The organism is Burkholderia sp. AU18528 (assembly GCF_002223215.2).
GTDB classification, from domain to species: domain Bacteria; phylum Pseudomonadota; class Gammaproteobacteria; order Burkholderiales; family Burkholderiaceae; genus Burkholderia; species Burkholderia semiarida.
The window spans coordinates 1,443,738-1,466,275 of record NZ_NKFC02000004.1 but is presented as its reverse complement, the minus strand read 5'-3'; the positions used below and the strand labels follow the sequence as shown (position 1 = coordinate 1,466,275).

Here is a 22,538-nt window from a genome sequence, read left to right as displayed (position 1 = left end):
CGCTCAGCCTTGCTGTTCGACGAGCGCGCGCGCGTCGGCGACGTGGCCGCGATACGCTTCGAAGATGTTGCGCAGCGCGTCGTCGAACGTCGCTTGCGGCGCCCAGCCGAGCTCCTGCATCGTGTTGTCGATCTTCGGCACGCGGTTCTGCACGTCCTGGTAGCCGTTGCCGTAGTAGGCGCCGGACGTCGTTTCGACGAGCTTCACCTGCTTGGCCGAATCGGCGTACTCGGGGAATTCCGCGGCCAGTTCGAGCATCTTGTGCGCGAGCTCGCGAACCGAGAAGTTGTTCTTCGGATTGCCGATGTTGTAGATCTTGCCCGACGCGACGCCGCCCTTGTTCTCGATGATCTTCATCAGCGCGCTGATGCCGTCGCCGATGTCGGTGAACGCGCGCTTCTGCGAGCCGCCGTCGACGAGGCTGATGTTCTCGCCGCGCACGATGTGGCCGAGGAACTGCGTGACCACGCGCGAGCTGCCTTCCTTCGGCGTGTAGATCGAGTCGAGGCCCGGGCCGATCCAGTTGAACGGGCGGAACAGCGTGAAGTTCAGGCCTTCCATCCCGTAGCCCCAGATCACGCGGTCCATCAGCTGCTTCGAGCACGCGTAGATCCAGCGCGGCTTGTTGATCGGGCCGTAGGTGAGCGCGGAGGCATCCGGGTCGAACTGCTCGTCCGAGCACATGCCGTAGACCTCGGAGGTCGACGGGAACACGAGGTGCTTGCCGTACTTGACGGCCGAGCGCACGATCGGCAGGTTCGCCTCGAAGTCGAGCTCGAACACGCGCAGCGGCTGCTGGACGTAGGTGGCCGGCGTCGCGATCGCGACGAGCGGCAGGATCACGTCGCACTTCTTCACGTGATACTCGACCCACTCCTTGTTGATCGTGATGTCGCCTTCGAAGAAATGCATCCGCTCGTGGTTGACGAGGTCGCCCAGCCGGTCGGTCTGCATGTCCATGCCGAACACTTCCCAATCGGTGGTCTCAAGAATGCGCTTCGACAGGTGATGGCCGATGAAGCCGTTCACACCCAGGATCAGGACTTTTTTTGCTTTCATGAATGACGGGAAGAATGAATGAACTGCGCGAATTCCGCGGGCGTCACGACGGTTTCACCGCCGTCGCGCTGTTGCCGGAGCTCGAGAATGGATAGGGCGCGGCTGTCGCCGCAGACGCCGAATAGCGCATTATCGCTTACGTGCAGGCCGGGCGGCAAATCCGCGGCGGCCGCCGCCATCGCGCTGCCGGGCGCCGCGAGGCGCGCGCGCGCGATCACGAAGCGCGCGCCGTGGACGTCCGTGAATGCACCCGGATACGGGGGCGCGACCGCGCGCACCAGGTTGTAGACCTGCGCGGCCGGCTTCGACCAGTCGACGCGGCCGTCCTCGGGCTTGCGCCCGCCGTAGTAGCTGCCGGTCGCGAGATCGTTCGGCAGGTGCGGCGCCTCGCCCGCGAGCAGCGCGGGCAGCACGCGCCACAGCGTCTGCTCGGCGGCCACGGTGACCTTGTCGAATACCTGCGCGGCCGTGTCGTCCGGCAGGATCGGCACCGCGGTCTGGCCGATGATCGCACCCGCGTCGGGCTTGGCGGCCATCTCGTGCAGCGTCGCGCCGGTCTCGGTCTCGCCGTTCAGCACGGCCCAGTTGGTCGGAACCCGACCCCGGTATTTCGGCAGCAGCGAACCGTGCATGTTGTACGCGCCGCGCGGCGCGATCGCGAGCAGGTCCACCGGCAGCATGTGGCGGTAGTAGAACGAGAAGATGAAATCGGGCCGCGCGTCGGACACCGCGCGGCGCAGCGCCGGATCGGCGGGATCGGCCGGCGTGAGCACCGGAATGCCGTGCTCGGCCGCGACGGACGCGACGCTGCCGAACCAGATGTTCTCGTTCGGATTGTCCTCGTGCGTGACGACCAGCGCGACGTCGACGCCGCGCGCGAGCAGCACCTGCAGGCACCGCACGCCGACGTTGTGATACGCGAAGACGACCGCGCGCGGCTTCATTGCACGGCTCCCGGGCGGTGCGCGGCGGCCGGCACCGGCGGCACGCCATCGTGCTGCTCGAGCACGGCCTGGATCAGGTAGCGCGGCCGCGCGCGCACCTGCTGGTAGATGCGGCCGACGTATTCGCCGAGCAGGCCGAGCGCGAAGATGATCACGCCGAGCAGGAAGAACGTGATCGCGAACAGCGTGAACACGCCTTGCACTTCCGCGCCGACGATGAAGCGGCGCACGAGCAGCAGCACGAACAGCGCGGCGGAGCCGAGCGACAGGATCACGCCGATGAACGACAGCCACTGCAGCGGCACGACCGAGAAGCCCGTCACGAGGTCGAAGTTCAGCCGGATCAGGCTGTACAGCGAATACTTCGACTGGCCCGCGAAGCGTTCCTCGTGCGCGACCTCGATTTCGGTCGGGTTCTGCGCGAACGTGTACGCGAGCGCGGGGATGAACGTGTTGACTTCGCCGCACACGTTGATCGTGTCGATGATGCGGCGGCTGTACGCGCGCAGCATGCAGCCCTGGTCGGTCATCTTGATGCGCGTGATGCGCTCGCGCAGCCGGTTCATCATCTGCGACGCCTTGCGCCGCCACAGGCTGTCCTGGCGCTGCTTGCGGATCGAGCCGACGTAGTCGTAGCCCTCGCGCATCTTCGCGATCAGCTTGCCGATTTCCTCGGGCGGATTCTGCAGGTCGGCGTCGAGCGTGATGACGATCTCGCCGCGCGACTGCGCGAAGCCCGCGAGGATCGCCATGTGCTGGCCGTAGTTGCCGTTGAGCAGCACGACGCGTGTCGTGTCCGGCCGTACGTGGAACTGATCGGCGAGCATCGCGGCCGAGCGGTCGCGGCTGCCGTCGTTGATCAGGATCACTTCGTACGGCGTGTCGAGTGCGTCGAGCGCCGGATACAGTCGCGCGAACAGCGCGGCGAGGCCGTCTTCCTCGTTGTACACGGGGATGATGACCGAGACTTCGGGCCGGCCGGCGTCCGGATGCGCGGCGCCCGGGTGCCCAGCGCCCGGATGCCCGGCGCGTGCTTCAAGGTGACTCATGTACGCTTATTTTCCGTATTGTTCGCAAATCTGATTGACGGCGTCGACCACGCGACGCACGTCGCCTTCCGTCATCTGCGTAAACAGTGGCAGCGTGACGGTCGACGCGCCATACCGTTCGGCGTGGGGGAACATCCCCTCCTTGAAACCGCGCGCACGGTACAGCGTGAAAAGATGGATCGCCGGGTAGTGGATGCCGGTGCCGATGCCGCGTTCCTTCATCTGCGCCATGAATTCGGCGCGCGTGATCGTCAGCCGCTCGAGCGGCAGCGTGACGAGGAACATGTGCCAGTTGCCGTTCTCGAATTCGGCGACCGGCAGGCCGAGGCCGAGCTTCACGGCCGCGCCGCCGTCGAACGCGGCGAAATACGCGCGGGCGAGCGCGCGGCGCTGCGCGGTGAAGCGCTCGAGGTGCGGCAACTGGCCGAGGCCGACGCGCGCGGCGACGTCGGTCAGGTTGTACTTGCCGCCGAGCACGTCGCAGTCCATCCCGTCGAAGCCGGTGCGCGTGATGCCCTGCAGCCGGTACTTCTGCGCGAGCACGGCTTCGTCCTCGTCGTTCAGCACGAGCGCGCCGCCTTCGATCGTCGTCAGGTTCTTGTTCGCGTGGAAGCTGAACGACACGAGGTCGCCGAACGCGCCGATGCGCTTGCCGTTCCACGTCGAGCCGAATGCCTGCGCGGCATCCTCGATCACGCGCAGCTTGTGCGCGCGGGCGATCGCGTACAGGCGGTCCATGTCGACCGGCAGGCCGGACAGGAACACGGGGACGATCGCCTTCGTGCGCGGCGTGATCGCCTGCTCGAGCTTGTCGAGATCGATGTTGCGCGTGACGGGATCGATGTCCGCGAATACGGGCGTCGCGCCCGTTTCGATGATCACGTTGCTGGTAGAGACCCACGACGCCGGCGTCGTGATCACCTCGTCGCCGGGGCCGACGCCCGCGATGCGCAGGCCGATCTCGAGCGTGCAGGTACCCGAATTGAACGCGCGGACCGGGCGGCCGCCGCAGTACTCCGACAGCGCGGCTTCGAATTTCTGGCACTGCGGGCCGGTCGTGATCCAGCCCGAGCGCAGCACGTCGACGACGCCCTGGATGGTTTCCTCGTCGATCTCGGGGCGGGTGAACGGCAGAAACGGAGCGGTAGTCTGGCTCATGAACGCGTTGGGCCTGTAATGGCGTGTAATAAAAGGGTCGGGCGATCCGTCCGAAACCGGCATTAGACACCGGTTGGCCGATTCGTACCGTGATTTTTTGTAGGCGGACGCTTAACGCCGCGCGCCGTGCTCAACTGCGCGCGAGCACGAGCACGCCGATCAGGATGATGCCGATGCCGACGAGCCGCTGCATCGACAGGACTTCGCCGAACAGGTACCACGCCGCGAACGCGTTGACGACGTAGCCGAGCGACAGCATCGGGTACGCGATCGACACGTCGACCCGCGACAGCCCGACGATCCATACGACGACGCTCAGCACGTAGCAGCCGAGGCCGCCGATGATCGGCAATTGGGTCGCGATCTTGAATCCGACCGGAATGATGTTCGCACGGCTGAATTCGAAGTGTCCAACGGCGTTGACGCCGGCTTTCAGCAAAAGTTGCGCACAGGCGTTGAGCATCACGCCGGTGACGATGCAGACGAACGAAACGGGATTCATGCGGGGGACGTCCTTACGATTGCGGTTTCTCGACGATCACGCGGCGGTTGTCGCGCGCGATCACGCGCATCGGCACGCCTTCCTTGGCCAGCGCGTCGTACTGGCCGGGCGGCATGATCGCGAGCGCATGGGTGTCCTGCTTCCAGCGCGTGATCCATTCGCCGACGGTCGGGATCCACTTGTTCGGCTCGACCGAGATCCCGAATGCGAGCTCGTCCTGGCGCTGGACCATGATCGTCGTGTGGCCCACGTAGAACGGGAACGTGTGGTCGAGCATTTCGATCGAGTAGAACGGCGTGTCGGGCGGCAGCTTCGCCAGCTCGGCGCGCACGGCCGGCGCGAGCAGCGCGCCCGAGCTGTAGCGGCCGAACTCGTCGTGCCCGGTGCCGCCGATCGTGCCGAACGCGAGCCACGCGGCGCCGAACGCGGCGAGCGCGGCGGCCGCGCCCGCCCGGCGGTTCAGCCACGCGGCCGCGAGCGTCAGCGCGGCCGAGACCGCGAGGCCGGCGTACAGCCACATCTGGAATGCGCGGTACAGCGCGTTCGGCGTGCGGGCGTCGCCCTGGTACGCGAGGAAGATGATCCCGAACGCGGCGGCGACGAAGAACACGAGATAGCCGAGCAGGTGGCGGCGGAAGCGCTCGGCCGTCATCAGCGGCAGGTACGCGCCGATGATCAGCGCGAGCGCCGGCGCGACCGGCAGCACGTACGAGATCAGCTTCGAATGCGACGCGCTGAAGAACAGGAAGATGAACGCGCTCCAGATCAGCAGCACGAGCATCGGCGAGAAGCCGTTCGGCTGGCGCGGCATGCGCAGCGCATGGCGGATGCTCTGCCACGCGACCGACAGCCACGGCAGGAAGCCGACCAGCAGCACGGGCACGAAGTAGTACAGCGGGCCCGGGCGGTTCTGTTCCGGGGTCAGGTACCGGCGGAACTGCTGGACGACGAAGAAGAAGTTGAAGAACTCGGGGTTGCGCTGCTGGACGAGCAGGAACCACGGCGCGACGATCGCGAAGAAGATCACGAGGCCGCTGACGAGGTACAGGCGCTTCCACAGCGCCCAGTCGCGCGCGATCAGCGTATACAGCACGAGCACGGCGCCCGGGAGGATCAGGCCGACGAGGCCCTTCGACAGCACCGCGAACGCCATCGCGGCCCAGCACGCCCACATCCAGCCGCGTACCGCGGCCGGGCGCAGCCCGGGCTGCTGCGCGAGCAGCAGCGAGCAGAGCGACAGCGCCATCCAGAACGCGAGCCCCATGTCGAGCGCGTTGAAGTGGCCCATCAGGTTCCAGTACGGCGAGCTGGCCAGCACGACGGCCGCGAGCAAGCCCGACAGCGGGTTGAACAGGCGCGCGCCGGTGTAGCCGACGAGCAGCACGCCGGCGAAGCTCGCGACGGCGGTATAGAGGCGCGCCTGCCATTCGCCGATGCCGAACCAGGCGAAGGTGAGCGCGTTCAGCCAGGTCTGCAGCGGCGGCTTCTCGAAGTACTTGTAGCCGTTGTAGCGCGGCGTGATCCAGTCGCCGGTGACGAACATCTCGCGCGCCATCTCCGCGTAGCGGCCTTCGTCGCTCGGGATCAGGTGGCGCAGCCCGAGCGGCGCGAACCAGACGATCGCGAGCGCGACGACGAGGAGGACGAGCGTGATGCGATTGAGCGGTAGCCTCGACGGCGTATCGTTCATGGGTTTTCAGCCTGTTGGTTGTTGTGACGGGCCGCCGGCGCGGTGCGCCGGGGGCGGGCGGCCTGGCCGCGGCGATCCGGGGATCGACCCGCTGCGCCGGCCCGTGTTTTACCGCATCGGGGATTAACGTTCAATCAAGAGCGCGGCGGCGACTTTGCGGCCCTCGGCCATCAGGATGTTGTAGGTGCGGCAGGCGGCCTGGAAATCCATCGTCTCGACGCCGATCCGTTTCGCGGTGAGCGCCGCGACGAGCCGCGGGTGCGGAAAGCGCAGCCGCGCGCCGCTGCCGAAGATCACGAGTTCGGGCGTGGGGTCGAGCAGCATCGCGAAATGCTCGGGCGCGAGCGCGTCGAACGACGCCACGGGCCAGGCCTGGACCGGCGCGCCGGGCAGGACGATGACGCTCGTTTCATGGCGTTCGAGGTTGACGTCGACATAATCGGGGCCGTAGCCGGTGACGGTGTTGAGCGCGCCGCTCGTGTCCTGGTGCAGTTTCAAATCGGTATTCCGCGGTTCCGTAGGGGAATGGATTGGCAGGGCCGTGGGGCCCGGCGGGCCGGTTTCGCGCGCTCCGGCACGCGCGGACGCCTGACGGCGCGGGCCCGGCGCGGCTATGGTGCATTGCGAAAGTCGGCCAAAATCCGCTAAATTATAACTTTTTGGTCGCCCCCGGGCGCCACTTGCGTCGTGCGTCGCCACAAGCCGCGTCCGGCCGCCGCTTTTTCCCAGCCTAGACAGCGCGCACAGACCGGCCGCTTTCCAGTTTTGATCCCGTCCCCCCGGCCGCAAGGCCAACCCAGGAACCGTGTCGTCGTGAAACCGATTCAGAAGTCGAACAAGCTGCTCAACGTCTGCTACGACATCCGTGGCCCGGTGCTCGAGCACGCCAAGCGCCTCGAGGAAGAAGGCCACCGCATCATCAAGCTGAACATCGGCAACCTCGCGCCGTTCGGTTTCGACGCGCCGGACGAAATCATCCAGGACATGATCCGCAACCTGCCGGCGTCGTCCGGCTATTCGGATTCGAAGGGCGTGTTCTCGGCGCGCAAGGCCGTGATGCACTACACGCAGGAAAAGGGCGTCGTCGGCGTCGGCCTCGACGACATCTACATCGGCAACGGCGCGTCCGAGCTGATCGTGATGGCGACCCAGGCGCTCCTGAACGACGGCGACGAAGTGCTGCTCCCCGCGCCCGACTACCCGCTGTGGACGGCGGCCGTGAGCCTGTCGGGCGGCACGCCCGTGCACTACGTGTGCGACGAGCAGAACGCGTGGATGCCCGACCTCGACGACATCCGCGGCAAGATCACGCCGAACACGAAGGCGATCGTCGTGATCAACCCGAACAATCCGACCGGCGCGCTTTATTCCGACGAATTGCTGCTCGAGCTGCTCGAGATCGCGCGCCAGCACGGGCTGATCGTGTTCGCCGACGAGGTCTACGACAAGATCGTCTACGACGGCCTCGAGCACACGGCGCTGGGCGCGCTGTCGGAGGACGTGATCACCGTCACGTTCAACAGTCTGTCGAAGAGCTACCGGTCGTGCGGCTATCGCGCGGGCTGGATGGCCGTATCGGGCCTCGGCGGCGACAACCGCCGGCGCGCGAAGGATTATCTGGAAGGGCTCGGCATCCTGTCGTCGATGCGCCTGTGCGCGAACGTGCCCGGCCAGTTCGCGATCCAGACGGCGCTCGGCGGCTACCAGAGCATCAACGAGCTGATCGTGCCGAACGGGCGCCTGTACAAGCAGCGCGAACTCGCGTATGACATGCTGACGTCGATCCCGGGCGTGACCTGCGTGAAGCCGCAGGCCGCGCTGTACATGTTCCCGCGCCTCGACCCGAAGCTCTACCCGATCCAGAACGACCAGCAGTTCATTCTCGACCTGTTGCTCGAGGAACGCGTGCTGCTGGTTCAGGGCACGGGGTTCAACTGGGCGACGCCGGACCACTTCCGCGTGGTCTTCCTGCCGAACCTCGACGATCTGGCCGATTCGATCAACCGGATCGCGCGCTTTCTCGACGGCTACCGCAAGCGCCATTCGGTCTGAGCGGGCAGCGCCACACGGAACTCACTACTTCTTACTCATCGATCACACGCAGCATGGAACCGATCAAAGTTGGCCTGTTGGGCTTCGGCACCGTCGGCAGCGGCACCTTCACGGTGCTGCGCCGCAACCAGGAAGAAATCAAGCGACGCGCGGGGCGCGGCATCGAGGTGGCGCGCATTGCCGTGCGCAACCCGGCCAAGGCGCAAGCCGCGCTCGGCGGTGACGCCGCGGCCGCGCAGATCACCGACGACTTCAACGCGGTCGTCGACGATCCGTCGATCGCGATCGTCGCCGAGATGATCGGCGGCACCGGCATCGCGCGCGAGCTCGTGCTGCGCGCGATCGCGAACGGCAAGCACGTCGTCACGGCGAACAAGGCGCTGCTCGCGGTGCACGGCACCGAGATCTTCGAAGCCGCGCGCGAGAAGGGCGTGATGGTCGCGTTCGAGGCGGCCGTCGCCGGCGGCATCCCGATCATCAAGGCGCTGCGCGAAGGCCTGACCGCGAACCGCATCCAGTACATCGCGGGCATCATCAACGGCACGACGAACTACATCCTGTCGGAAATGCGCGACCGCGGCCTCGATTTCGCGACCGCGCTGAAGGCCGCGCAGGAACTCGGCTACGCGGAAGCCGATCCGACCTTCGACATCGAAGGCGTCGACGCCGCGCACAAGGCGACGATCATGAGCGCGATCGCGTTCGGCGTGCCGGTGCAGTTCGACCGCGCGTACGTCGAGGGCATCAGCAAGCTCGACGCGACCGACATCCGCTACGCGGAAGAGCTCGGCTACCGGATCAAGCTGCTCGGCATCGCGCGCCGCGCCGCGAACGGCATCGAGCTGCGCGTGCACCCGACGCTGATCCCGGAAAAGCGCCTGCTCGCGAACGTCGAGGGCGCGATGAACGCGGTCGTCGTGCACGGCGATGCGGTCGGCACGACGCTGTACTACGGCAAGGGCGCGGGCGCGGAGCCGACCGCATCGGCCGTCGTCGCGGATCTCGTCGACGTCACGCGCCTGCATACGGCCGACCCCGAGCATCGCGTGCCGCACCTCGCGTTCCAGCCGGACAGCCTGTCGAACACGCCGATCCTGCCGATCGAGGAAGTGACGAGCGGCTACTACCTGCGCCTGCGCGTCGCCGACCAGACCGGCGTGCTGGCCGCCATCACGCGCATCCTCGCCGAGTCGGGCATCTCGATCGACGCGCTGCTGCAGAAGGAATCGGAGCAGATCGACGGCGCGAACGGCGAGACCGACATCATCCTGATCACGCACGAGACGGTCGAGAAGAACGTCAACGCGGCGATCGCGCAGATCGAGAGCCTCGCGACGGTGGTCTCGAAGGTAACGAAGCTGCGCATGGAAGCGCTGAACTGAGGACCAGGAACGACATGAACTACATCTCCACGCGCGGCGCCGGCATCGGCGAGCGCCATACGTTCTCCGACATCCTGCTCGGCGGGCTCGCGAAGGACGGCGGGCTCTACCTGCCGGCCGAGTATCCGAAGGTGTCCGCCGACGAGCTCGCGCGCTGGCGCACGCTGTCGTACGCGGATCTCGCGTTCGAGATCCTGTCGAAGTTCTGCGACGACGTGCCGGCCGACGACCTGCGCGCGATCACGCGCCGCACCTACACGGCCGCCGTGTACAGCAACACGCGCCACGGCGAGAACGCGTCCGACATCACGCCGCTGAAGGCGCTCGGCACCGAGAACGGCGCGGCGCTGTCGCTGCTCGAACTGTCGAACGGCCCGACGCTCGCGTTCAAGGACATGGCGATGCAACTGCTCGGCAACCTGTTCGAGTACACGCTCGCGAAGCACGGCGAAACGCTGAACATCCTCGGCGCGACGTCGGGCGACACCGGCAGCGCGGCCGAGTATGCGATGCGCGGCAAGGCCGGCGTGCGCGTGTTCATGCTGTCGCCGCACAAGAAGATGAGCGCGTTCCAGACGGCGCAGATGTTCAGCCTGCAGGATCCGAACATCTTCAACCTCGCGGTCGAAGGCGTGTTCGACGACTGCCAGGACATCGTGAAGGCCGTGTCGAACGATCACGCGTTCAAGGCGCGGCACAAGATCGGCACCGTCAACTCGATCAACTGGGCACGCGTCGTCGCGCAGGTCGTGTACTACTTCAAGGGGTATTTCGCGGCGACGCAGTCCAACGACGAGCGCGTGTCGTTCACGGTGCCGTCGGGCAACTTCGGCAACGTCTGCGCGGGCCACATCGCGCGGATGATGGGGCTGCCGATCGCGAAGCTGGTGGTCGCGACCAACGAGAACGACGTGCTCGACGAGTTCTTCCGTACCGGCGCGTACCGCGTGCGCAGCGCCGAGAACACCTATCACACGAGCAGCCCGAGCATGGACATCTCGAAGGCGTCGAACTTCGAGCGCTTCGTGTTCGACCTGCTCGGCCGTGATCCGGCGCGCGTGATGCAACTGTTCCGCGACGTCGAGGAGAAGGGCGGCTTCGATCTCGCGGCGAGCGGCGATTTCGCGCGTGTGGCCGAATTCGGCTTCGTGTCCGGCCGCAGCAGCCACGCCGACCGCATCGCGACGATCCGCGACGTGTTCTCGCGCTACGACACGATGATCGATACGCATACGGCCGACGGCGTGAAGGTCGCGCGCGAGCATCTGGAGGCCGGCGTGCCGATGGTCGTGCTCGAGACGGCGCAGCCGATCAAGTTCGGCGAGACGATCCGCGAGGCGCTCGATCGCGAAGCCGAGCGTCCGGCCGCTTTCGACGGGCTCGAGGCGCTGCCGCAGCGCTTCGAGGTCGTGAAGGCCGACGCGCAGCAGGTGAAGGACTTCATCGCCGCCCATACGGGCGCATGACGCACGGCCGGGCCCGCGGGCCCGGTCGCGCGGGACGGCCGGAATGCCGATTCGTCGAACGGATCGGGGTTCCGGCCGTTTCGTTTGGCGCGCGGGCATCATACGCCGCGCGAAACAGGTGCCAGACCCGCGCGTTCGCGCCGATCACAGTTTTCGCATGCCCGCCATATCGCGCGTCCGCGTGGCGTCGTCGCTACAATGACGTATTGATTCCAACGATCCCCGATTCCATCGATGTCGAACCCGAATCCCGCGGCGCCGCGCGCGCCGATGCTGTCGACCGCCGAGGCGCTCGCCGCGCTGCTCGACGCCGCGAAGCCGCTGCCCGGCGCCGAAACCGTCGCCACGCTCGACGCGCTCGGCCGCGTGCTGGCGGCCGACGTCAGCTCGCCGCTCGACGTGCCGCCGATGCATACGAGCGCGATGGACGGCTATGCAGTGCGTGTCGCCGACCTGCTGCACGGCGACCGGCGCCTGCCGGTGTCGCAGCGCATTCCGGCCGGGCATCCGGCCGCGCCGCTCGCGGCCGGCACGGCCGCGCGGATTTTCACCGGCGCGACGGTGCCGCCGGGCGCCGATGCCGTCGTGATGCAGGAGCAGGCATCGGCCGACGGCGACGCGGTCGAGATCCTGCACACGCCGAAGGCCGGCGAATGGATCACCGCGCAGGGCGCGGACATCCGTCAGGGTTCGGTGATCCTGCCGGCCGGCACGCGGCTCACGCCGCAGGCGCTGGGTCTCGCCGCGTCGGTCGGCTGCGCGCAACTGGCGGTCGCGCGGCGGATTCGCGTCGCGGTGTTCTTCACCGGTGACGAACTGACGATGCCCGGCGAGCCGCTGAAGCCCGGCGCGATCTACAACTCGAACCGCTTCACGTTGCGCGGGCTGCTCGAGCGGCTCGGCTGCCACGTGACCGATTACGGCATCGTGCCCGACTCGCTGGCCGCGACGCGCGACACGCTGCGCGAGGCCGCCCGCGATCACGACGTGATCCTGACGAGCGGCGGCGTGTCGGTCGGCGACGAGGATCACGTGAAGCCGGCCGTGGAGGCCGAAGGCCGGCTCGCGCTGTGGCAGATCGCGATGAAGCCCGGCAAGCCGCTCGCGTACGGCGCGGTGCGCCGCGGCGACGAGCGCGCCGACGCGCATTTCATCGGGCTGCCCGGCAACCCGGTCTCGAGCTTCGTCACGTTCCTACTGTTCGTGCGGCCGTTCCTGCTGCGCCTGTCCGGCGTGCGCGACGTCGCGCCGCGCGCGTTGTCGCTGCGTGCCGATTTTTCGCAGAGCAAGGGCGACCGGCGCAACGAATTCCTGCGCGCGCGCGTCAATGCGGCCGGCGGCCTCGACCTGTTCCCGAACCAGAGCTCGGCCGTGCTCACGTCGACGGTCTGGGGCGACGGCCTGATCGACAATCCGCCGCAGCACGCGATCAGCGCAGGCGAGACCGTGCGTTTCATCCCGTTTTCCGAACTGCTGTCGTGACGCGGCGGCTCCCCGAACCATGAAGATTCAACTGAAATTTTTTGCAAGCGTGCGCGAAGCGCTGGGCGTGGCCGATGAAGAAGCCGACGTGCCGGACGGCGTGACGACCGTCGGCGACGTGCGCGCGTGGCTGCGCGCGCGCGGCGGCGCGTGGGCCGACACGCTCGCCGAAGGGCGCGCGTTGCGCATGGCGTGCAACCACGAGATGACCGACCCCGACACGCGGCTCACCGAAGGCTGCGAGGTCGCGTTCTTCCCGCCCGTCACGGGCGGTTGAGGGGGGAGGCGATGGCAACGGTACGAGTCCAGACCGACGATTTCGATCTGAAGGCCGAAGTGGCGGCATTGCGGGCGCGCAACCCGAAGATCGGCGCGCTCGCGTGCTTCGTCGGCACGGTGCGCGACCTGAACGAAGGCGATACGGTCGCCGCGATGGAGCTCGAGCACTATCCCGGAATGACCGAGAAGGCGCTCGAAAAGATCGCGGCCGAGGCCGGCCGGCGCTGGCCGGGTGTCGACGTCGCGATCGTGCACCGCGTCGGCAGGCTGCTGCCGCTCGACCAGATCGTGATGGTCGCGACGGTCGCGTCGCACCGCGGCGACGCGTTCGCGTCGTGCGAGTTCGTGATGGATTATCTGAAGACCGAAGCGCCGTTCTGGAAAAAGGAAACGACGCCGGACGGCGAGCGCTGGGTCGATGCGCGCAGTACCGACGACGCCGCGCTCGCGCGCTGGGGCGTCGAGTCGGGCAACGCGCCGCGCTGAGCGCGGCACGCGGGCGATGCAGCGAAGTGCCGCGTGCGTGCGGTCGTCGCGTGTAAAGGGCGTTACGCGTCCGGGTCGACGCCGCGCCCGATGATCTTCGTCGGAAAAGGCTCGCCGCGGGCGCGCGACGGCAACGCGTGCGAATCGTCGCCCGCGTCGCGGCGGCGCGGCGCGATAGCGTCGAGCAGCGCCTGCTGCTCGGGCGGAATCCGGTAGTTCCAGCCGAACCGGCTCAACTGCAGGCTCTGCGCGATCCGCAGCGCGGGCTCCATGAAACGAACCGCCGCGGGCGGCGCGTAGCGCGCTTCGACGGTGTTCAGGAACAGCGACAGCCAGCGGCTGAAATGGGCCGGCTCGATCCTGTCGAGCGGCTGGTGCGCCTGCTGCACGTTGCCGCGATAGCCCTTGGTGCCGAGCACGAGGCTCGACCAGAACGTCACCATCTTCGGCAGATGGTCGTCCCAGCGGCCGGCCAGCTTCGCGTCGAATACGGGCCCCAGCAGCGGATCGGCGCGTACGCGGTCGTAGAACGCGTAGACGAGATCGCGGATGTTGTCTTCGGTCGGCTCGGCGTCGCGGGGGCGGGCCGGTACGGTATCGGGCGAGACGGGTTGGGCAGTCATGACGAAAAGGGCCGGTAGAGCGGGGCGGTGACGGCGCGACGGCGCCGGCGACGGGCAGGACGCCGGTCGGATTTTGACGCAAAATAGCGTCCAATAACCCCTGGAAAACGTGTAGATATCCCGCATCTTATTGCGCGCACGCGATCCCGGCAACCCGGGGCCGCGCCACGGCACCGTCTATCGGCCCTGCACGCCTCGCGATCGGCCCGGTTCATCCGAGCGGGGCACGATCGACCTTTTCTGTATTCGCTCATGAGACTCACCGACTACACCGACTATTCGCTGCGCGTGATGCTGTATCTGGCCGTGCGCGGTGAGGGGCTCGCGACGATCCAGGAGATCTCGGACGCCTACGGCATCTCGAAGAACCATCTGATGAAAGTCGTCCAGCGGCTCGGCGAACTGGGCTGGGTCGACACCGTGCGCGGCCGCAACGGCGGGCTGCGGCTGTTCGCCGATTCGCTGCGGCTGACGGTCGGCCAGGTCGTGCGGGCGACCGAAAACGACTTCGCGCTGGTCGGCTGCTTTTCGCCTGACGGCAGCGAGCCGCGCGGCTGCGTGATCGAGCCGCAGTGCCGGCTGAAAAGCGTGCTGGCGGCCGCGCGCGATGCGTTCTTCGCGGAGCTCGATCGTCACACGCTCGGCGAGCTGGCCGTGCCCGCATCGCCGCTCGCGGCGTTGCTCGGCATTCGTCCGGTCGCGCTCGTGCGTGCCGCGCCGTCGCCGGACGAAGCGCCGGCAGTTGAACAGACGTCGTCCAAGGCCCCCTGATGCGCGGGGCGCCGCGCGCTGCCCGCTCGCGCCATCACGCCGCCGGACCGTTTTCAGGCTATCCGGCAATTTTTGCGCTGAATCAACCCGAATTTCGCTTGAAAGCCGCATAACCATCCTCATCTTGGTGTTAATCGAAAATTGGAGGTCTCAACCAAATGAGAATCGACAAGCTCACCACCAAGTTCCAGGAAGCACTCGCGGACGCGCAAAGCCTCGCGGCAGGCCGCGACAATCAATACATCGAACCCGTTCACGTGCTCGCGGCGCTGGTCGCGCAGCACGACGGCTCGGCTCGCTCGCTGATGTCGCGCGCGGGCGTGCACGTGCAGGCGCTCCAGGGCGCGCTGAACGAAGCCATTTCGCGCCTGCCGCAAGTAACGGGCACGGGCGGCGACATCCAGATCGGCCGTGAGTTGGCCGGCCTGCTGAATCAGGCCGACAAGGAAGCGCAGAAGCTCAACGACACGTTCATCGCGAGCGAGATGTTCCTGCTCGCCGTGTCCGACGACAAGGGCGACGCCGGCAAGCTCGCGCGCCAGCACGGTCTCACGCGCAAGGCGCTCGAAGCCGCGATCGCCGCGGTGCGCGGCGGCTCGCAGGTGCACAGCCAGGACGCCGAAAGCCAGCGCGAGGCGCTGAAGAAATACACGGTCGACCTGACCGAGCGCGCCCGCGCGGGCAAGCTCGACCCGGTGATCGGCCGCGACGACGAAATTCGCCGCTCGATCCAGATCCTGCAGCGCCGCACGAAGAACAACCCGGTGCTGATCGGCGAGCCGGGCGTCGGCAAGACCGCGATCGTCGAAGGGCTGGCGCAGCGGATCGTCAACGGCGAGGTGCCCGAGACGCTGAAGGGCAAGCGCGTGCTGTCGCTCGACATGGCCGCGCTGCTCGCCGGCGCGAAGTATCGCGGCGAGTTCGAGGAACGCCTGAAGGCCGTGCTCAACGACATCGCGAAGGACGAAGGCCAGACGATCGTCTTCATCGACGAAATTCACACGATGGTCGGCGCGGGCAAGGCCGAAGGCGCGATGGACGCGGGCAACATGCTGAAGCCGGCGCTGTCGCGCGGCGAGCTGCACTGCATCGGCGCGACCACGCTCGACGAATACCGCAAGTACATCGAGAAGGACGCCGCGCTCGAACGCCGCTTCCAGAAGGTGCTCGTCGACGAGCCGAGCGTCGAGGCGACGATCGCGATCCTGCGCGGGCTGCAGGAGAAGTACGAACTGCACCACGGTGTCGACATCACCGACCCGGCGATCGTCGCCGCGGCCGAGCTGTCGCATCGCTACATCACCGACCGCTTCCTGCCCGACAAGGCAATCGACCTGATCGACGAAGCCGCCTCGAAGATCAAGATGGAAATCGATTCGAAGCCGGAAGAGATGGACAAGCTCGACCGTCGTCTGATCCAGCTGAAGATCGAGCGCGAAGCGGTGAAGAAGGAGCAGGACGAAGCGTCGCAGAAGCGCCTGCAACTGATCGAGGAAGAGATCGATCGCCTCGGCCGCGAATATGCGGATCTGGAAGAGATCTGGACCGCCGAGAAGGCCGCGGTGCAGGGCAGCGCGCAGCTCAAGGAAGAGATCGAGAAGGTGCGGGCGGACATCGCGCGGCTGCAGCGCGAAGGCAAGCTGGAGAAGGTCGCCGAACTGCAGTACGGCAAGCTGCCGCAACTCGAGGCGCAACTGAAGCAGGTCACGCAGGCCGAAGAGCAGGAGCAGCACAACCCGACGCGTCCGCGCCTGCTGCGCACGCAGGTCGGTGCGGAGGAAATCGCGGAAGTCGTGTCGCGTGCGACGGGCATTCCCGTGTCGCGGATGATGCAGGGCGAACGCGAGAAGCTGCTGCACATCGAGGAAAAGCTGCACGAGCGCGTGGTCGGCCAGGACGAGGCGATCAGCGCGGTGGCCGATGCGATCCGTCGGTCGCGCGCGGGGCTCGCCGATCCGAACCGTCCGTACGGCTCGTTCCTGTTCCTCGGCCCGACCGGTGTCGGCAAGACCGAGCTGTGCAAGGCGCTGGCGTCGTTCCTGTTCGATTCGGAAGAGCACCTGATCCGCATCGACATGAGCGAGTTCATGGAGAAGCACAGCGTCGCGCGGCTGATCGGCGCGCCGCCGGGCTACGTCGGCTACGAGGAAGGCGGCTACCTGACGGAAGCCGTGCGCCGCAAGCCGTACAGCGTGATCCTGCTCGACGAGATCGAGAAGGCGCATCCGGACGTGTTCAACGTGCTGCTGCAGGTGCTCGACGACGGCCGCATGACGGACGGGCAGGGGCGTACGGTCGACTTCAAGAACACGGTCATCGTGATGACGTCGAACCTCGGCTCGCAGGTGATCCAGGCCATGACGGGCTCGCCCCAGGACGAGATCAAGGACGCCGTGTGGCTCGAGGTGAAGCAGCATTTCCGCCCCGAGTTCCTGAACCGGATCGACGACGTCGTCGTGTTCCACGCGCTCGACCGCAGCAACATCGAGTCGATCGCGAAGATTCAGCTGGCGCGCCTGCATGACCGGCTCGCGAAGCTCGACATGGCGCTCGACGTGTCGCCGGCGGCGCTCGAACAGATCGCGAAGGTCGGCTACGATCCGGTGTTCGGCGCGCGGCCGCTGAAGCGCGCGATCCAGCAGGAGATCGAGAACCCGGTCGCGAAGCTGATCCTCGCGGGCCGCTTCGGTCCGAAGGACGTGATCCCGGTCGACGTGAACGACGGCCAGTTCGTGTTCGACCGCGTCGTTCACTGATCGTCCGCCATCGGCCGCGTGCCCGGCTCACGCCGGGCGCGCAAAAACGAACACCCCGCCTCGGCGGGGTGTTTGCTTATGGAGCGGCCGAACGGGCCGCCCGGTCGCGGCGCGGGCTCAGCCCTGCTTGTTGCCGCCGAACATGCCGGCGAGCTGCGTGAGCGTGCCGAGCACGTTCGACGTGTCGACCTGGCCGCCGGCCGGCACTTCGCCGTTCGGCGTCGCGCCGTTGACGACGTGCGGCAGCACCTGCGCGAGGATCGACGAGGCCTGCGCGGGATCGATGCCCACCTTGCTCGCGAGCGAGCCGACGACGTCCGAGCCGAGCACGTTCTGCAGCGTATCCGGCGAGATCGGCTGGTTTTCGCCGGTGCCGACCCACGAACCGATGATCTCGCCGGCGCCGCCGGCCTTGAACTTCTCGATCAGCCCGTTCAGGCCGCCCGGCTGGTTGTTGATGAATTCGAGCGCGGTCGTGATCAGCGCGCTTTGCGAGTTGCCGCCGGCCTGGCCGCCGATCAGACCGCCGACGATGTCGAGGAGACCCATGGTTCTTCACCTTCACTGAAAAGGGCGCCGTGACGACGGCGCCCGTTGAACGAATGCCGCGCGCACGCCGTCGCGCGCGCGGCGCACATCAGGCGCCCGACGCCGCGGCGGCGGAGGCTGCCTTGTCCTTCTTGCTCTTCTTCTTCGAACCCTTCGCCGCCTTCGTGGACGATGCGGCCGCCGGTGCGCTCGCACCCGTGTCGGCGGATGCCGCTGCCGCCGCTGCCGCCTTTTCCTTCTTCGATGCGCGCTTGGTCTTGGCCGGCTTGGCGGCTGCTTCCGGTGCGCTCGCCGCCGGCGCGGGGGCCGTGGCCGTCGTGCCGGCCGTCGCGGTCGCGGACGTCGATGCGGTGCCTGCCGACGTCGTGGTCGATGGGGTCGCCGACGTCGTCGCGGCCGGCTTCGACGGCTTCACGCCCTTCGGCGGCGTCGACGAGCCGCCGATCGTCAGGCCGTTTTCCTCGAGATGCCCGACCGACTTCGTGCCGAGACCCTTCACGCGGTTCGCGAGATCGTCGGCGTCCTTGAACGGGCCGTTCTTGGTGCGTTCGTCGATGATCGCCTTCGACTTCACGGGCCCGAGACCCTTCACGGATTCGAGCGCGGCCTGGTCGGCCGAGTTGACATCGACGGCCGCGGCAAGGCCGGCGGCGAGCGACAGCGACAGCGCGACGAACAGCATCAGCAGCTTTTTCAGCATGGCAAGGGCTCCCTGGTTCTGACGGATGAATGGTTGTTGCAACGGACGGCGGCCCACGAACTGGCCGGGCGTCGCCGTTAAGCATAGGACAAATGCGTGCCCTTTTTGAGACAGGCTGATCGCATCTTGCTGAAGGCTTGCGGTGCTGTAAAGGCCGAAAGCGGTCGCGGCGGGCGATTTTGACCATTCTTTACGGTGTCGCAGGGGGATCGCGGGCGAACGCCGCACTGGCCGTCAGACAATGCTTGACTTAGAGTGAACTCTAACTCCTAACCTTGTTCCTGCCATGTCGAAAACCGTATCCCAACCCTCCGCCGCCGGTCCGCTGACGATCGGGCAAGTCGCCGAACTGACGGGCGTGTCGACGCACACGTTGCGGTATTACGAGCAGGCCGGCCTGCTGCGCGCGATTTCGCGCACGGCGGCCGGGCACCGGCTCTATGCGCCGGCCGACCTTGACTGGCTGGCCTTCGTGATGCGCCTGAAGGCGACCGGCATGCCGATCGCGCAGATGCAGGCGTTCGCGGTGCTGCGCGAGCAGGGCGAGTCGACGTTCCGCGCGCGGCGCGACTTGCTGGTCGCGCATCGCGACGCGGTGCGCGCGCATATCGCGGAGCTGCAGGCGAGCCTCGATGCGATCGGCGCCAAGATCGCGTACTACGAGGCGCAGGAACGGGAAACGGAACGACGGGCGAATCTTTCTCACTCTTTATCGGAACAGGACGGACAAGATGGAACGACTCGTTGAGGATCGCTACACGCGCGGCTGGAACAAGCTCAAGGAAATCGACGGCGAAGCGGGCGAACGCGTGATCGCGGCGCTTGCGCCGATCGCGCCGGATTTCGCGCGGCTCCTGGTCGAATTCAGCTTCGGCGACATCTACAGCCGGCCGCAACTCGACCTGAAGGCGCGCGAAATCGCGACGATCGCCGCGCTGGCCGCGCTCGGCAACGCGCAGCCGCAACTGAAGGTGCATATCGAGGCCGCGCTGAACGTCGGCTGCACGCGCGACGAGATCGTCGAGGTGTTCATGCAGATGGCCGTGTATGCGGGGATGCCGGCCGCGCTCAACGCGCTGTTCGCCGCGCACGAGGTGTTCAAGCGGCGCGACGAAGCGGCCGGCGAGGCAGACCACGCGAACGAAGCGGCCGGGCAGCCCGCATGACGGCGCGTGTCATGCGCGGTGCGGCGCGACGATCCGGTGCTTCGCGATGCGCCGGTACAGCGTCGCGCGCGACATGCCGAGCGCGCGGGCGGCCGCGTCGGGCCGCCAGCGATGCGCGGTGAGCGCGGCGACGATGCGCCCGCGTTCGTCGTCGGGCAGCACGCCCGCCGGGGCGCCGCCGAGTTGCGCGGCGAGCTCGGCCGGCAGGTCGTGCCGCGTCACGCGCGCGGCGTCGCACACCGCGCACGCATAGCGCAGCACGTTGCGCAGTTGCCGCACGTTGCCCGGCCACGGGTAGGCCGCGAGCTGTTCGGCGAGCGTCGCATCGAGCGTCAGCACGTGGCCGGTCGCCTGCGCTTCCTCGGCGAACACGGCGGCGATCACGTCGCGCACGTCCGCGCGTTCGCGCAGCGGCGGCAGCTCGAACGTCGCGCCGCTCAACCGGTAGTACAGATCCTCGCGGAACGTGCCGTCGGCCACCATCCGCGCAAGATCGCGGTGCGTCGCGCAGATCACGTCGAGATCGACGCGCACCGGCGTATCGCTGCCGAGCGGCACGACCTCGCCGTCGGCCAGCACGCGCAGCAGGCGCGTCTGCAGCGCGAGCGGCATGTCGCCGATTTCATCGAGAAACAGCGTGCCGCCGTCGGCGAGCGCGATCTTGCCGCGCGCGCCGTGCTTGCGTGCGCCGGTGAACGCGCCGGCCGCATAGCCGAACAGTTCGCTCTCGATCAGCGCTTCCGGCAGCGCGCCGCAGTTCACGGCGACGAACGGCCGCGCGCGCCGCGCGCCGGCGTCGTGGATCGCGCGGGCGAACACTTCCTTGCCCGCGCCGGTTTCGCCGAGCACGAGGATCGGCAGCCGCTTGCTCGCGACGCGCAGCGCGAGTTCGGCCTGTTGCGCGATGCGCGCATCGCTGCTGTGCAGGAACGGCGTCAGCGCGCCGACGTGACGCGGCGCGGCGGTGCCCGGGCGGCGCGATGCCGTGGCGGCCCGGGCCGCGCCCGGTTCGCGGCCGGCGCGGCGTAGCGGCGCGCGCAGCCGCGCGAAGAGCGGGGCGCCGGTCGCGCGCAGCCGCAGCGCGACGATCGCGTCGAGCCGCGCGGCGTCGCGCAGCGGCATCTCGGTCGCATCGAAGATCTCGTCGATATGGCGCGGCTCGCGCAGCGCCGGCAGCGCGTCGCGCGCGTGCCGGTTCGCGGCGACGATGTTGCCGCATTCGTCGAACGCGATCAGCCACTCGGGCTGCGCTTCGACGTAGTGACGGTTCGGATGCCCGAACAATATCCAGTGCTGCGCGGTGCTGTGCACGAAGTAGCCGTCCTCGATCAGCGCCGCGCTTTGCCGCACGAGCTGGTAGACGAGGCGCTGGCTGTCGCGGCCGTCGGGCGAATGCACGGCCGACGCGTCGAGCACGCCGATCAGCTCGCCGCCCGGCGAGAAGATCGGCGCCGCGCTGCACGTGAGCGTCGTGAACGCCGCGCGAAAGTGATCGGTCTTGTGCACGGTGATCGGCGCGAGATCGGTCAGCACGCTCGCGACGCCGCAGGTTCCTTCCTCGCTTTCCGACCAGCACGAGCCGATGTGCAGCCCCGCATGACGGAAGTCGTTGCGGCGCTCGCGGTCGATCCGGTAGTCGATCGTCACGCCGTGCGCGTCGGTCAGCATCACGCAGTAGTCGGCGACGCGGATCATGTCGTGCAGCCGCGTCAGGCACTGGCCCGACGCGCGCAGGAAGGCCTCTTCCTTGTCGCGCACTTCGCGCAGCTCGGCCGCGGTCAGCACGCGCGGGCCGATCGACGAAGCGGGGTCGAGGCGATAGCGCTCCAGCGATCGCTGCCACGAAGACACGAGGCGCGCGGAATCGGCCGGCGCGGGCAGGCGCCCGGCGAGCGCGCCGAGTATGCGGTCGGCGTGCTGGGCCTGGGGGACGGCGTAGGGCATGGTCGGCTCCGGGTACGGCGGGGATGTCGCTGTTCTTGTAGCACATCCGGTCCGGCGGATCACACTGCATTGCAGCACGCGGCGCGCGTGAGACGGTCGTCTCACCGGTATCCGATGCGTCTCGCGCGATTGAGACGGCCGCCCGCGCGCGGCGCGACGGTCGTCAGGCGGGGCGTCGCGCGCGCGGCGCCGCGCGAACGCAGGGTTTGCGGGCGGAGCGCCGCGCATGCGCGCGCGCCGCGACGATCGCGTCGCCGTATCGACGGCATGAGACGTGCCGGCGAATCCGACGCGCGCCGCGCCGTCACGACCGCGCATTGCGAACCCGCGCATGCCCGCCGCGCCAGCGCGGACGCGGGTTTCGCGGGCATCGCATGCACGATGGCACGCCGCTTGCAGAGATGACGGGCAAGCCGGCGCGATTGCGTCGGCGACGACGATCCGCTGCCCCTCGATGGCAGCGGACGAAACAGGCGAGGG

Annotated in this window: 21 protein-coding genes; 10 read left to right on the top strand and 11 right to left on the bottom strand. The window is 67.8% G+C overall.

Features of this window, described 5'->3' with window-relative positions:
- Positions 1–3 precede the first annotated feature (3 nt).
- The 7 genes from CFB52_RS09540 to CFB52_RS09510 all read right to left on the bottom strand — a co-directional run bounded on the left by CFB52_RS09540 (position 4) and on the right by CFB52_RS09510 (position 6,900).
- The gene (locus CFB52_RS09540; RefSeq protein WP_006478632.1) at positions 4–1,059 is read right to left on the bottom strand and encodes a bifunctional UDP-4-keto-pentose/UDP-xylose synthase; all 1,056 of its coding nucleotides are present in this window, start codon (positions 1,057–1,059) and stop codon (positions 4–6) included.
- Positions 1,056–2,003, bottom strand: coding sequence for a formyltransferase (locus CFB52_RS09535; RefSeq protein WP_099316477.1), 948 nt, complete (start codon positions 2,001–2,003; stop codon positions 1,056–1,058). The genes CFB52_RS09540 and CFB52_RS09535 overlap by 4 nt, the downstream gene beginning before the upstream one ends.
- Positions 2,000–3,052, bottom strand: a complete 1,053-nt coding sequence (locus CFB52_RS09530; RefSeq protein ID WP_099316476.1) for a glycosyltransferase — start codon at positions 3,050–3,052, stop codon at positions 2,000–2,002. The genes CFB52_RS09535 and CFB52_RS09530 overlap by 4 nt, the downstream gene beginning before the upstream one ends.
- A gap of 6 nt (positions 3,053–3,058) precedes the next feature.
- On the bottom strand, positions 3,059–4,210 hold the full coding sequence (locus CFB52_RS09525; RefSeq protein ID WP_059585271.1) for a DegT/DnrJ/EryC1/StrS aminotransferase family protein: 1,152 nt from the start codon (positions 4,208–4,210) through the stop codon (positions 3,059–3,061).
- A gap of 130 nt (positions 4,211–4,340) precedes the next feature.
- The gene (locus CFB52_RS09520) at positions 4,341–4,712 is read right to left on the bottom strand and encodes an EamA family transporter (RefSeq protein ID WP_059585272.1); all 372 of its coding nucleotides are present in this window, start codon (positions 4,710–4,712) and stop codon (positions 4,341–4,343) included.
- Between the two features lie 13 nt (positions 4,713–4,725).
- A complete protein-coding gene (locus tag CFB52_RS09515) occupies positions 4,726–6,402 on the bottom strand; it encodes a glycosyltransferase family 39 protein (RefSeq protein WP_099316475.1) in 1,677 nt (558 codons plus the stop codon).
- Positions 6,403–6,525: 123 nt separating this feature from the next.
- The gene (locus CFB52_RS09510) at positions 6,526–6,900 is read right to left on the bottom strand and encodes an Mth938-like domain-containing protein (RefSeq protein WP_059645648.1); all 375 of its coding nucleotides are present in this window, start codon (positions 6,898–6,900) and stop codon (positions 6,526–6,528) included.
- 315 nt (positions 6,901–7,215) lie between these two features.
- Between CFB52_RS09510 and CFB52_RS09505 the strand changes: the two genes are divergently transcribed.
- The 6 genes from CFB52_RS09505 to CFB52_RS09480 all read left to right on the top strand — a co-directional run bounded on the left by CFB52_RS09505 (position 7,216) and on the right by CFB52_RS09480 (position 13,549).
- Positions 7,216–8,454 carry a pyridoxal phosphate-dependent aminotransferase gene (locus tag CFB52_RS09505; RefSeq protein ID WP_059585275.1) on the top strand — a complete coding sequence of 413 codons (1,239 nt, stop codon included), beginning with the start codon at positions 7,216–7,218 and terminating at the stop codon, positions 8,452–8,454.
- Positions 8,455–8,507: 53 nt separating this feature from the next.
- Positions 8,508–9,836, top strand: coding sequence for a homoserine dehydrogenase (locus CFB52_RS09500; RefSeq protein ID WP_059585276.1), 1,329 nt, complete (start codon positions 8,508–8,510; stop codon positions 9,834–9,836).
- A gap of 14 nt (positions 9,837–9,850) precedes the next feature.
- Positions 9,851–11,302 (top strand): threonine synthase, encoded by a 1,452-nt coding sequence (gene thrC / locus CFB52_RS09495; RefSeq protein ID WP_059645654.1) that lies wholly within the window; start codon positions 9,851–9,853, stop codon positions 11,300–11,302.
- Between the two features lie 234 nt (positions 11,303–11,536).
- Positions 11,537–12,784: a gephyrin-like molybdotransferase Glp gene (gene glp, locus CFB52_RS09490; protein WP_059585278.1), complete on the top strand. Its 1,248-nt coding sequence runs from the start codon at positions 11,537–11,539 to the stop codon at positions 12,782–12,784.
- A 19-nt stretch (positions 12,785–12,803) separates the two neighbouring features.
- Positions 12,804–13,061: a molybdopterin converting factor subunit 1 gene (moaD, locus tag CFB52_RS09485; protein WP_059585279.1), complete on the top strand. Its 258-nt coding sequence runs from the start codon at positions 12,804–12,806 to the stop codon at positions 13,059–13,061.
- 11 nt (positions 13,062–13,072) lie between these two features.
- Positions 13,073–13,549: a molybdenum cofactor biosynthesis protein MoaE gene (locus CFB52_RS09480; protein ID WP_099316474.1), complete on the top strand. Its 477-nt coding sequence runs from the start codon at positions 13,073–13,075 to the stop codon at positions 13,547–13,549.
- Between the two features lie 62 nt (positions 13,550–13,611).
- On the opposite strand, the gene CFB52_RS09475 is transcribed toward CFB52_RS09480, so the two are convergent.
- A complete protein-coding gene (locus CFB52_RS09475; RefSeq protein ID WP_099316473.1) occupies positions 13,612–14,172 on the bottom strand; it encodes a group III truncated hemoglobin in 561 nt (186 codons plus the stop codon).
- 252 nt (positions 14,173–14,424) lie between these two features.
- Here CFB52_RS09475 and CFB52_RS09470 point away from each other — a divergent pair, with 252 nt between their 5' ends.
- Both CFB52_RS09470 and clpB read left to right on the top strand, forming a co-directional pair.
- Positions 14,425–14,943, top strand: coding sequence for an Rrf2 family transcriptional regulator (locus CFB52_RS09470; RefSeq protein WP_089464827.1), 519 nt, complete (start codon positions 14,425–14,427; stop codon positions 14,941–14,943).
- A 158-nt stretch (positions 14,944–15,101) separates the two neighbouring features.
- Positions 15,102–17,699, top strand: coding sequence for an ATP-dependent chaperone ClpB (gene clpB, locus CFB52_RS09465; protein ID WP_089464826.1), 2,598 nt, complete (start codon positions 15,102–15,104; stop codon positions 17,697–17,699).
- A 117-nt stretch (positions 17,700–17,816) separates the two neighbouring features.
- Here the strand turns inward: clpB and CFB52_RS09460 are convergent, their stop codons facing one another.
- Both CFB52_RS09460 and CFB52_RS09455 read right to left on the bottom strand, forming a co-directional pair.
- Positions 17,817–18,248: a YidB family protein gene (locus CFB52_RS09460; RefSeq protein WP_099316472.1), complete on the bottom strand. Its 432-nt coding sequence runs from the start codon at positions 18,246–18,248 to the stop codon at positions 17,817–17,819.
- Positions 18,249–18,336: 88 nt separating this feature from the next.
- On the bottom strand, positions 18,337–18,948 hold the full coding sequence (locus tag CFB52_RS09455; RefSeq protein ID WP_099316471.1) for a helix-hairpin-helix domain-containing protein: 612 nt from the start codon (positions 18,946–18,948) through the stop codon (positions 18,337–18,339).
- Positions 18,949–19,234: 286 nt separating this feature from the next.
- Between CFB52_RS09455 and CFB52_RS09450 the strand changes: the two genes are divergently transcribed.
- Both CFB52_RS09450 and CFB52_RS09445 read left to right on the top strand, forming a co-directional pair.
- A complete protein-coding gene (locus tag CFB52_RS09450) occupies positions 19,235–19,696 on the top strand; it encodes a MerR family transcriptional regulator (protein WP_059645674.1) in 462 nt (153 codons plus the stop codon).
- Positions 19,680–20,114 (top strand): carboxymuconolactone decarboxylase family protein, encoded by a 435-nt coding sequence (locus tag CFB52_RS09445; protein ID WP_089464824.1) that lies wholly within the window; start codon positions 19,680–19,682, stop codon positions 20,112–20,114. The genes CFB52_RS09450 and CFB52_RS09445 overlap by 17 nt, the downstream gene beginning before the upstream one ends.
- Positions 20,115–20,123: 9 nt before the next feature.
- On the opposite strand, the gene CFB52_RS09440 is transcribed toward CFB52_RS09445, so the two are convergent.
- Positions 20,124–22,058 carry a sigma-54-dependent Fis family transcriptional regulator gene (locus CFB52_RS09440; protein ID WP_099316470.1) on the bottom strand — a complete coding sequence of 645 codons (1,935 nt, stop codon included), beginning with the start codon at positions 22,056–22,058 and terminating at the stop codon, positions 20,124–20,126.
- Positions 22,059–22,538 lie beyond the last annotated feature (480 nt).

Excerpts from the sequence above, each read along its gene's own strand:
- CFB52_RS09515 (WP_099316475.1), bottom strand. The coding sequence starts at position 6,402 with ATGAACGATACGCCGTCGAGGCTACCGCTCAATCGCATCACGCTCGTC.
- glp (WP_059585278.1), top strand. The coding sequence starts at position 11,537 with ATGTCGAACCCGAATCCCGCGGCGCCGCGCGCGCCGATGCTGTCGACC.
- moaD (WP_059585279.1), top strand. The coding sequence starts at position 12,804 with ATGAAGATTCAACTGAAATTTTTTGCAAGCGTGCGCGAAGCGCTGGGC.
- CFB52_RS09520 (WP_059585272.1), bottom strand. The coding sequence starts at position 4,712 with ATGAATCCCGTTTCGTTCGTCTGCATCGTCACCGGCGTGATGCTCAAC.
- CFB52_RS09525 (WP_059585271.1), bottom strand. The coding sequence starts at position 4,210 with ATGAGCCAGACTACCGCTCCGTTTCTGCCGTTCACCCGCCCCGAGATC.
- CFB52_RS09455 (WP_099316471.1), bottom strand. The coding sequence starts at position 18,948 with ATGCTGAAAAAGCTGCTGATGCTGTTCGTCGCGCTGTCGCTGTCGCTC.
- clpB (WP_089464826.1), top strand. The coding sequence starts at position 15,102 with ATGAGAATCGACAAGCTCACCACCAAGTTCCAGGAAGCACTCGCGGAC.
- CFB52_RS09540 (WP_006478632.1), bottom strand. The coding sequence starts at position 1,059 with ATGAAAGCAAAAAAAGTCCTGATCCTGGGTGTGAACGGCTTCATCGGC.
- CFB52_RS09445 (WP_089464824.1), top strand. The coding sequence starts at position 19,680 with ATGGAACGACTCGTTGAGGATCGCTACACGCGCGGCTGGAACAAGCTC.
- CFB52_RS09440 (WP_099316470.1), bottom strand. The coding sequence starts at position 22,058 with ATGCCCTACGCCGTCCCCCAGGCCCAGCACGCCGACCGCATACTCGGC.
- thrC (WP_059645654.1), top strand. The coding sequence starts at position 9,851 with ATGAACTACATCTCCACGCGCGGCGCCGGCATCGGCGAGCGCCATACG.
- CFB52_RS09530 (WP_099316476.1), bottom strand. The coding sequence starts at position 3,052 with ATGAGTCACCTTGAAGCACGCGCCGGGCATCCGGGCGCTGGGCACCCG.
- CFB52_RS09460 (WP_099316472.1), bottom strand. The coding sequence starts at position 18,248 with ATGGGTCTCCTCGACATCGTCGGCGGTCTGATCGGCGGCCAGGCCGGC.
- CFB52_RS09475 (WP_099316473.1), bottom strand. The coding sequence starts at position 14,172 with ATGACTGCCCAACCCGTCTCGCCCGATACCGTACCGGCCCGCCCCCGC.
- CFB52_RS09450 (WP_059645674.1), top strand. The coding sequence starts at position 19,235 with ATGTCGAAAACCGTATCCCAACCCTCCGCCGCCGGTCCGCTGACGATC.
- CFB52_RS09480 (WP_099316474.1), top strand. The coding sequence starts at position 13,073 with ATGGCAACGGTACGAGTCCAGACCGACGATTTCGATCTGAAGGCCGAA.
- CFB52_RS09535 (WP_099316477.1), bottom strand. The coding sequence starts at position 2,003 with ATGAAGCCGCGCGCGGTCGTCTTCGCGTATCACAACGTCGGCGTGCGG.
- CFB52_RS09500 (WP_059585276.1), top strand. The coding sequence starts at position 8,508 with ATGGAACCGATCAAAGTTGGCCTGTTGGGCTTCGGCACCGTCGGCAGC.
- CFB52_RS09470 (WP_089464827.1), top strand. The coding sequence starts at position 14,425 with ATGAGACTCACCGACTACACCGACTATTCGCTGCGCGTGATGCTGTAT.